This is a genomic window from Nonomuraea marmarensis (assembly GCF_043197025.1).
Classification (GTDB): Bacteria; Actinomycetota; Actinomycetes; order Streptosporangiales; family Streptosporangiaceae; genus Nonomuraea; species Nonomuraea marmarensis.
Genome location: NZ_JBICRM010000060.1, coordinates 22572 through 30661 on the forward strand (window position 1 = coordinate 22572; position 8090 = coordinate 30661).

An 8090-nucleotide genomic window follows, 5' to 3' on the forward strand; every position below is an offset into this window, starting at 1 on the left:
TCCCGCCGGCACCGTGGATGAGAGCGAGTTGTTCGGCTGCGGCGAGGTAGGCCCCGTTGTAGGTGGGGTATCGGCGCGCCTCATGACCGCGTTCGGGATCGACCCTCCACCATGACGGCGAATCCGTCGAGATGGCGGGCCAGACTGTACTCGAACAGTCCGTCCAGGTCCGACACCGTTTCCTCTGGAATCGTGGCCAGCAGTGGAAATCGTCTGGTGTCGAGGAGTTCGTCGGCCCGCTTCCGTTGTGCCAGCCGCCACCGGTCGAGCGTCACACCGGTCTCCTGCTCCGCTTCGACCTCATCCGCCATGGACAGGGCAGCGGTGACGACCAGTGCGTGCAGCGTGAGTGCCTCTCGAATTCGTGTCGTCATGGGCAGCCCAAGCCCGTCGAGTGCGCGCAGGGTCCACTCGGTGTGGGCCATCATGTTGGGCACGAGCAACGGGCGAGTCAACGAGACGGCCCTGGGCAGCCAGAGGTGTCGCCGGCACAGCTCCCATTGCCGGCGGGAGATCAGTTCGAGCTTGGCTCGCCACCCCTCCGGCCCCGGGACGGGAAGCTCCGGTTCGCCGAAGACTTCGTCGACCATCTGCGTCACCAGTTCGTCTCTGTTCGCCACGTGCCGGTACAGCGACATCGGACCGACGCCGAGTTCGGCCGCGAGCCGCCGCATGGACACGGCGTCGAGTCCCTCGGCGTCGGCGATCGCGATGGCGGCGCGGAGAACGTGCTCGCGGTTCAGTGCCTGCCTGGGGACGCCGGCCTGCCGCGGTCTCGGTGACGTGGCCGGGCCGACCGGCTGCTTCTGGCCCGCACGGGCGCTGACCACCGTACCGGCACCGACCTTCGCCTCGACCAGCCCCTCGTCGCGCAGAGCCGCCATCGCTTTGGTCGCGGTCGCGACCGCGACGCCCCATCGCTGGGCGATCTGCCGGATGGAAGGCATCCGATCGCCTGGCCGCAGGTCGCCGGTCAGAATCCGGGCACGAAGCTCCGCGACGATCCGCCGGTAAGGCGGATCCGGCCGGCGAGTTGACGACTGCATGGGAGCTCCCGATTCATTTATGGTGTACTAGTTCACTTTCTATAGTACTAGTTCACTTTGTCGGCCCGATAAGCGAAATCATCCCGATATATTCGATGATCTAGCTACGATGTACGCATGACATTAGATACACCGTACGCACCCGTTTGGCGGGCGGATGACGCCGACCAGCAGACGGTGCTGGACGTCCTCACCGAGGCGTTCATGAACGATGCCGTCGGCTACCGGCTCTTTCCCAAGGCGGCCGAACGAGGTCGCTTCCAATCGCACTTCTACCGCCCCCTGCTCGCCCATCCCACCGGCAAGGCCTACCTGGCCGGCCGTCGCGAGGGTGCCTCGGTATGGCTGACGCCGGCCGCCGGCCAGACCCCGCATGAGGAGCAACCGGACGCGCCCGAGTCGGACCCGAACTTGCTGGCGCACTGGCTCCTTCCCCGCAACGCGGCGCGCGCCGCCGACTTGGTGTTCCGCCCGCTCGCGCGGGGGTTCTTTCCACCGGTTCAAGGGTGGCGCGCTCACATGATGCCCGGCACAGCCTCCACCAGCACGGACGACGCAGGATCGGAGGTCGTATGAGACGGCCGGGGGACCAGTTGTCCATCTCGTTTGGCGAAGTGCGGTCGTGGCACCAACCGTTGATGATTATGGTGGCGGCGATGTCCGCGCTCGTCGTCGTCGCGAGCTTCGGTCTCTTCGCAGACGGTCGTGAGCTCATGCAGCAGTCGATTTGGGCGAAGCCGTTGAAGTTCGGGGTGTCGTTCGTCATATACGGCGCGACGCTCGCATGGCTGTTGCCGAAGCTTCGCCGGGCAAGGCGCACGATGTGGATCCTCGGAACGGCCTTCGCCGTCACCGGGCTGGTCGACGTCGGTTTCATCGCGGTGCAGGCCGCCCGCGGCACCTACAGCCATTTCAACATCAACACCGATGCGTTCAACCAGATCGGGCAGGTGGTCTTCTCCTCAGGCGTGATCGGGTTGTTCGGGGCGAGCCTACTCATCGCTGTCATGCTGCTGTTCCAGCGGGTCGGCGACACGGCACTCACCTGGGCGCTGCGTGCCGGGATCGGGCTGTCCGTCTTCGGCATGGCGCTGGCGTCCTTCATCCGCGGGTGGGCCGCGACTGGACCCCGGAAGGTCGAGGATGCCTACGGGAACCCGGTCTCGCTGATGGGGCAGCACGGGGTGGGGGCACCGGACGGTTACGGCATGCCGATCACGAACTGGAGCACCGTGGGTGGCGACCTGCGCGTTCCGCACTTCATCGGCTTGCACTCCGTCCAGGTGTTCGTGCTCGCGGTACTGGTTCTCACCGCCCTCGCGGCCCGGATCAGCTGGCTGCGCGGTGAACGTGTGCGTGCCCAGCTGACCGGGGTCGTCATCCTGGGCTACACCGCGATGTTCGCCATCACGGCGTGGCAGGCGATGCGCGGTCAGTCGCTGGTCCACCCCGACGCAGCTACGTGGACCGCGTTCGCGATGGCGGTTGTCGTGACCGCGCTGCTGGCGGCTCTGGCCATCTCAACGGCCCGCCGCAGGGAGGTGGCACCCGCCGGCGACGGGCACTCGCCCGGCACGCTGCCGACTCGTGGGCCCGTCGGGTCCTTGGGCCGGGACGGTACCGCGGCTCGGTGAGGACTCGCGCCGCGCGGACGTCGAACGGGTGTCGGGTCGGCGTCAGCCGCTTCGACACCCGTTCAGAGTCGCTGACGCGGCTGCCTGCCGCCGAGCGGCACGAGGTACACGAGGTAGAGGAGGCGAGCAAGGTGCTGCGCCAGTCCCGGTCGGCTCGCGACCGACCCCATCAACCGCAGTCGAGGACCATGACCAAGCTATGTCATTTCGAACATCACACAATCTCCCCCATGCCTAGCCGGATCCTGGCCCTGAGCGCTGTACTCACGTTCGCAGCGGCCGGGTGCGGGGTGCTGCCAATGAAGGAAGCAGCGCCCCCGCCCGCCACCACCGCGCCGGCGTCGAGTGCCCCGGCCACCAGTGCTCCGCCCGCCACTGCCACGGCATCGGATCAAGACACCCGACCGGCTCTGGCCGAAACCCGCAGTACCATGACCGAAAACCTCAAGGTCGAGGTCGTCGGCCTCAACCGCGTCAAGGGCAAGCACCTCATCGCCCAGATCCGCCTGTCCAACACCGGCACCGAGAAGCACCTGTCCTGGGCCGGCGAGATGGGCGACCGCACCCGCCCCCTCGGCGAGATCAGGTGGGCCTCCGGCATCGGTGTCCTCGACGCGCAGGCCCGCACCTGGCTCCTGCCGTACAAACCCGCCGGCTCCCCCTGCCTGTGCAGCGACCGGGACCGCGACGGCCTCGGCCGCTTCATCGACCCTGGCCAGTCGATCACTGTCTACGCGGTGCTGCCCGCACCGTCGGGCAATCCTGCGACGACCACCGTCATCACCCCCGTGGGCCCGCCGATGCTCAACGTGCCCATCAGCGACGAAGCTCCGACCGGTGACTTTCCCGACCCCGATGCCGACCCCGTCACCCAGGTCACCCGCCGTCTCATCCTCCCCTCCGAGTCCCTGGACAAGTCGGAGGAGACCGCAGACGATGGCAAGGACCTGCAGGTCAACCTCTCCTCCGACGTGCTGTTCGCGGTGGACAAGGCCGCCCTCACTCCCAAAGCCAAGTCGATCATGGCCCGCACGGTCAAGCTCATCGACGCCTCCCCCGCCACAGTGGTGACGGTGGCGGGCCACGCCGACTCCTCCGGCAACGACGCCATCAACGACCCCCTGTCGCTGCGCCGCGCCCAGGCGGTACAGCGCGCCCTGTCGGCGCTGCTGTCCAGGGACGGGGTCCGCTTCCAGGCCAAGGGGTACGGCTCGCGCCGCCCGCTGTACAACAACGACAGCGATGAGGGCAAGCGCCGCAACCGCCGCGTCACGGTGACCTTCCCCAAACCTCAGCCCGCTACCCAGGAACCGGTGGCCACGGCCTCTCCCGGCGCGACCGGCCTGACCGGCACCACCAAGGCGGACGGCCAGCCCATCGCCATGGAGGTCGCGGGCCTGCGCCGACTACCCGGCGGCCTCGGCCTGCTCACCTACAAGATCACCAATGAGGGATCGGCCGAGACCTGGTTCAATGACCTTCACCACGCTCAGGACTGGGAGGCGTACAAGTACCAGGCCGCAAGCAACGTCCGCGTGACCGACGTCGCCGCCCGCCGCCAGTACCTGCCCGGCCGCCTAGAGGTCCCCACCGACGACGGCGTGGACTTCTACTGCGCATGCACAGACGTCTCCGGCGTCCGCATCAGCACCGAGAAGTTCGCACCGGGCCAGACCCGCGAGTTCTGGAACCTCTTCGCCCTGCCCGACACCGCCGACACCCTCAAGGTCAAGATCGGCCCGTTCCGCGACCTCCACGTCCCCATCCAGTGACGGCATCCGGGGATTACAGCCCGGCATGGAGGCCCGGTGGCCGACCGCAAGGGATCGCCTCACGATGGGAGCGCTTGCCCATGCGTCCGCTCCAGGCGGACGGTGGGTCGCAGCGGGGGCATGGCCTGCGCGAACACACAGGCCCACCAACCGAGGACGGCCATACGGCGCAGCACCGCGTTGGCCCATGTCACGTAGCGGGTGAACGCTCTGTCCGCCGTCTCGCGCCGACCTGCGCGAACCGCGACCTCCACGTGGTCGGCGAGCCACGAACCCGGGAGCTCGTGTTCGAAAACCTCACAGATCACAAACTGATGCTGGAGTGGGTGCGACGGTCTGGGCGCCGGGGCCGGGTGTCGCGCGGGTGGCGTGCGGGGTCAGGGCGTGATGGTCGTGCTCGCAGGCCAGAATCGCGCTGACCGCGCCGCCGCAGTCGCGGTGCCGGACCTGGACGGGTGGACCGTCCGGACCGGTCGTCCAGCGATCGCCCCACTGCATGAGAGCGATGAGCGCGGGCAGCAACTCGAGACCCTTTTCGGTCAGTTGATACTCGTAGCGGCCGCGTTGCCCGGGTTCCTGATAGGCGACGCGTTCGAGCACCCCATGGTCCACGAGCTTGGCCAACCGCTCGCTGAGCAGATTTCGGGCGCATCCGAGGGCCTGATGGAAGTCGCCGAACCGGCGGAGCCCGAAGAACGCCTCACGCAACACGAGCAAGGACCACCGTTCGCCCACGATCTCGAGCGTGCCTTTGATGGAACAGTTGTCGGCGCTGTAGCGGAGCCGGGTCTCGACGGAGTCCATGCCCCCAAGATAGCTGGGTTGACAAGCACTACTCAGACATGGAAGCTGAGTCTCGTTATTCAACTCAGCTCTGCGGAGGTCGACCGATGCCCCAGCTCGATGCCTATATCCCGGCCGGTGCCCTGACCCCCGATGCCGAACACGGCCTGATCGCCCGACTCACCGATCTGCTCATCCGCCACGAGGGCGCCGACCCCGCCAACGAGATCGTCCGCTCCATCGCCTGGGTGTTCGTGCACCGCCCCGAATCCGTCTACGTCGGAGGGCGGCCCTCGGCGGCGCCGCGCTACCGGTTCATCGCCTCCGTCCCCGAGGGGCAGTTCAACGCCGAGCGTCGCCAGGCGATCGTCGCCGACATCACCGAGGCCGTGCTCGACGCCGAGCAGGGTGCCCATCCGCGTGACCCGATGCGCGTCTGGGTGTTCACGCCCGAGGTGCCCGACGGCACCTGGGGCGGCGCGGGTAGCATCGTGACCTTGGCCGACATCGCCGGCCTGGCTCTCGGCGACACGCAGAAGGGCCGCGAATACGCCGAGCGCGTATTCGCCGAACGGCGCGGTGAGCCGGTCACCGCCACCACCTGATCGGATGAAAACCTCCCGCACATGACCGTGGCGCCCTTCCCTACGGCGGTCGAGTCCGGCGACGCCCAAGGGCGTGCCGGCCACGCGGGATGATGAGGGGATGCGCGGAGCGCATGGGGGCCGCGCGAAGCGCGTTCCTACGATAGGCGTTGCCGGCCGATCAGCACGGCGACCCCGTCCAGCAGGAGCTGCAGGTCGATGCTGCGCGGTCAGCGCACACGCTCGTCCTCGCTCGTGATCGGTACGGTTAGGGCTCTCAGCAGCGGAAATTCACCGGACCTTTCGCGGCCCAGTCGGTAGGGTTGCAGCGTGTCTGTGTCTCCGGTTCGCGTGCGTTTCGCGCCTTCTCCTACTGGGATGTTCCATGTGGGTGGGGCGCGGTCGGCTCTGTACAACTGGGCGGTGGCCCGACAATCCGGAGGCACGTTCGTGCTTCGCATCGAAGACACCGACACGGCCCGTAACCGACCGGAGTGGACGCAGGGCATCCGCCCAGGGAACCGAGGACGATCGGCCTGCCGATGAGCACATCGGAACGCCCAGCCGCTAAGCCCCGCTGAGCCGGGGCGGCCTGCCGTCGAGTCCACCGCACCCAAGCAGGGCCGGCGACGGACTTCGCGGCCCACCGGGGTCAGGCGGATATGTGGACCTGGAGGGGGTTGACGGCCATCAGCCCGGCGACGTCGTTGCTGACCGATGCGGCGGCGGCGCTGCCGGGCTTGCGCCTCGCCTGGTCCTCGAAGCACGCCACGAACTCCGCGTCGAATCCCAGCCGGGGATAGCGGGCGAGCATCTCCGCCCTCGCGTCGGGCGGGAACTCCTCCGGCCGCCGTTCGACCACCTCCCAGCTTGTGGCGACCTGCAGCAGGTGGGACTCGGGGTCGGCGGCCGGGGACACGTCGCCGCGCATGTGCAGCACGATGATCTCCTCGGCCCTGGCGGCCCGCGCCGCCGGCCAGCCGGCCGCCACGCCGAAGACCCAGGCCAGATGCCCTCCCGCGGCCTCGAACGGCAGCCTGTGGCTGTCGAACGGCTCCGTCAGCCCGATGTCGTGGAGCAGCGCCGAGACGTAGTACAACTCGTCGTCGAAGGCGATCCCGTGCGCAGTGCCGTACATCACTCCCCAGAGGTAGGAGCGGACGGAGTGGTTGAGCAGCGCGGGCGAGCAGAAACGGGTTCCCACGGACAGCGCCGCCGCGGCGGCGGGAGTCTCCGGAAACATGGGCCCAGCTTTTCATGTGGTCGTCCGGACTCGGCGCCGACCCTGGCCGCATGCCAGCGGTGAGACCCGATGCGGGGCGTCGCGGTGATCAAACCCGCGCCGTTGCGCCCGGCCGTGCTCGACCGATGCCCTACCTTGGCGGATCGTCGACCTTGAGCTTGTCTCCTGTGTTGGAGATGAAGATGACCAGCAGCTTCGCTGGTTGTGTCCGGCTGGTGTTCTCCGTGAGCACATGGTGGGCGCCCGGCTGCTCGACCCAGTTCTCGCCTTGGCGGTAAGTATGCGCCGGCTCGCCATCGAGCCGGCTGCGCACAGTGCCCTCGAGCACGTAGGCGTAAACGAAAGCCTTGCCGTGCCGATGTGGCACCGCGCGTGCAGCGGGCGGGAAGTCTACGATCGCCGAGGTGAACGTCTTGCCCCTGACATTAGGAAGCGCCTGTTCCAACAGAGGCGATAGCGTCTCGGACGGTGGCTGCGAAACCGTGGCAGCAACTGGCACCTCGCCGGTCGCACGCTCTACTGCGGGAGCCCATGCGGCGGTCGCGGCCACCATGCCGGCAGCCAGAAAGCCGCAGGCAAGCCGTACTCGGATCATGACGGCTCTCCTTTCCATCTCGGACCTTTGAGGTGCACGGGGATCGCCAGGCGTCCCGGCTTCCGCTCGAAGGGTTCGCTGCTTCGACTCGCCGCACCACCGGACACAGCCGCAGTGGCTCACCTCGGGTGGGGTCTCAGGCGGAGTGGAGTTGTTGCTTGAGTACGCTGTCCAGGCATTTCGCAGCCTAACCACGGGCGAATCCAAGCCTTGGTGATGGTCTGCTCAGGTGCAGCCGGTCGAGCCGCCCGAGGACCGCACCGCGACGAGCTGCTTGGCCGGCTGCCGTGCCGCAGGGCCGGCTATTCGCCTTCCTTGACCCGGATGATCGTCTTGCCGGGGGTGCGCTGGGCGGGCGCGAACGCGGAGGGCGCCTCGGCGAGCGTCCGCACGGCCCCGACGATCGGGCGCAGCCGTCCGTCCCGGACCCGCC

The 8090-nt window shown here is 68.1% G+C and carries 8 protein-coding genes and 1 pseudogene; 5 read left to right on the forward strand and 4 right to left on the reverse strand.

The features are described from left to right. Window positions 1–80: 80 nt before the first annotated feature. Window positions 81–1046 (reverse strand): GntR family transcriptional regulator, encoded by a 966-nt coding sequence (locus tag ACFLIM_RS47910; RefSeq protein ID WP_393177173.1) that lies wholly within the window; start codon window positions 1044–1046, stop codon window positions 81–83. 117 nt (window positions 1047–1163) lie between these two features. On the opposite strand from ACFLIM_RS47910, the gene ACFLIM_RS47915 reads away from it, so the two are divergent. The 3 genes from ACFLIM_RS47915 (at window position 1164) to ACFLIM_RS47925 (ending at window position 4452) form a co-directional block, all read left to right on the forward strand. Continuing rightward, the gene (locus ACFLIM_RS47915) at window positions 1164–1622 is read left to right on the forward strand and encodes a hypothetical protein (RefSeq protein ID WP_393177175.1); all 459 of its coding nucleotides are present in this window, start codon (window positions 1164–1166) and stop codon (window positions 1620–1622) included. Window positions 1623–1702: 80 nt separating this feature from the next. Continuing rightward, window positions 1703–2680, forward strand: a complete 978-nt coding sequence (locus ACFLIM_RS47920) for a hypothetical protein (protein ID WP_393177177.1) — start codon at window positions 1703–1705, stop codon at window positions 2678–2680. A 431-nt stretch (window positions 2681–3111) separates the two neighbouring features. Further along, entirely contained in the window at window positions 3112–4452 is a 1341-nt protein-coding gene (locus ACFLIM_RS47925) for an OmpA family protein (protein WP_393177179.1), read from the forward strand. A 297-nt stretch (window positions 4453–4749) separates the two neighbouring features. Here ACFLIM_RS47925 and ACFLIM_RS47930 read toward each other — a convergent pair whose 3' ends face one another. Continuing rightward, window positions 4750–5256, reverse strand: coding sequence for a winged helix-turn-helix transcriptional regulator (locus ACFLIM_RS47930; RefSeq protein ID WP_393177181.1), 507 nt, complete (start codon window positions 5254–5256; stop codon window positions 4750–4752). 86 nt (window positions 5257–5342) lie between these two features. On the opposite strand from ACFLIM_RS47930, the gene ACFLIM_RS47935 reads away from it, so the two are divergent. Together ACFLIM_RS47935 and ACFLIM_RS47940 are read left to right on the forward strand one after the other, a co-directional pair. After that, window positions 5343–5840, forward strand: a complete 498-nt coding sequence (locus ACFLIM_RS47935; protein ID WP_393177183.1) for a hypothetical protein — start codon at window positions 5343–5345, stop codon at window positions 5838–5840. A gap of 330 nt (window positions 5841–6170) precedes the next feature. Further along, window positions 6171–6329: pseudogene (locus ACFLIM_RS47940) on the forward strand (glutamate--tRNA ligase family protein); the annotation flags it as partial. A 142-nt stretch (window positions 6330–6471) separates the two neighbouring features. Here ACFLIM_RS47940 and ACFLIM_RS47945 read toward each other — a convergent pair. Together ACFLIM_RS47945 and ACFLIM_RS47950 are read right to left on the reverse strand one after the other, a co-directional pair. After that, a complete protein-coding gene (locus ACFLIM_RS47945; RefSeq protein WP_393177185.1) occupies window positions 6472–7062 on the reverse strand; it encodes an HD domain-containing protein in 591 nt (196 codons plus the stop codon). Window positions 7063–7192: 130 nt separating this feature from the next. Beyond that, window positions 7193–7657: a cupin domain-containing protein gene (locus ACFLIM_RS47950; RefSeq protein WP_393177187.1), complete on the reverse strand. Its 465-nt coding sequence runs from the start codon at window positions 7655–7657 to the stop codon at window positions 7193–7195. Window positions 7658–8090 lie beyond the last annotated feature (433 nt).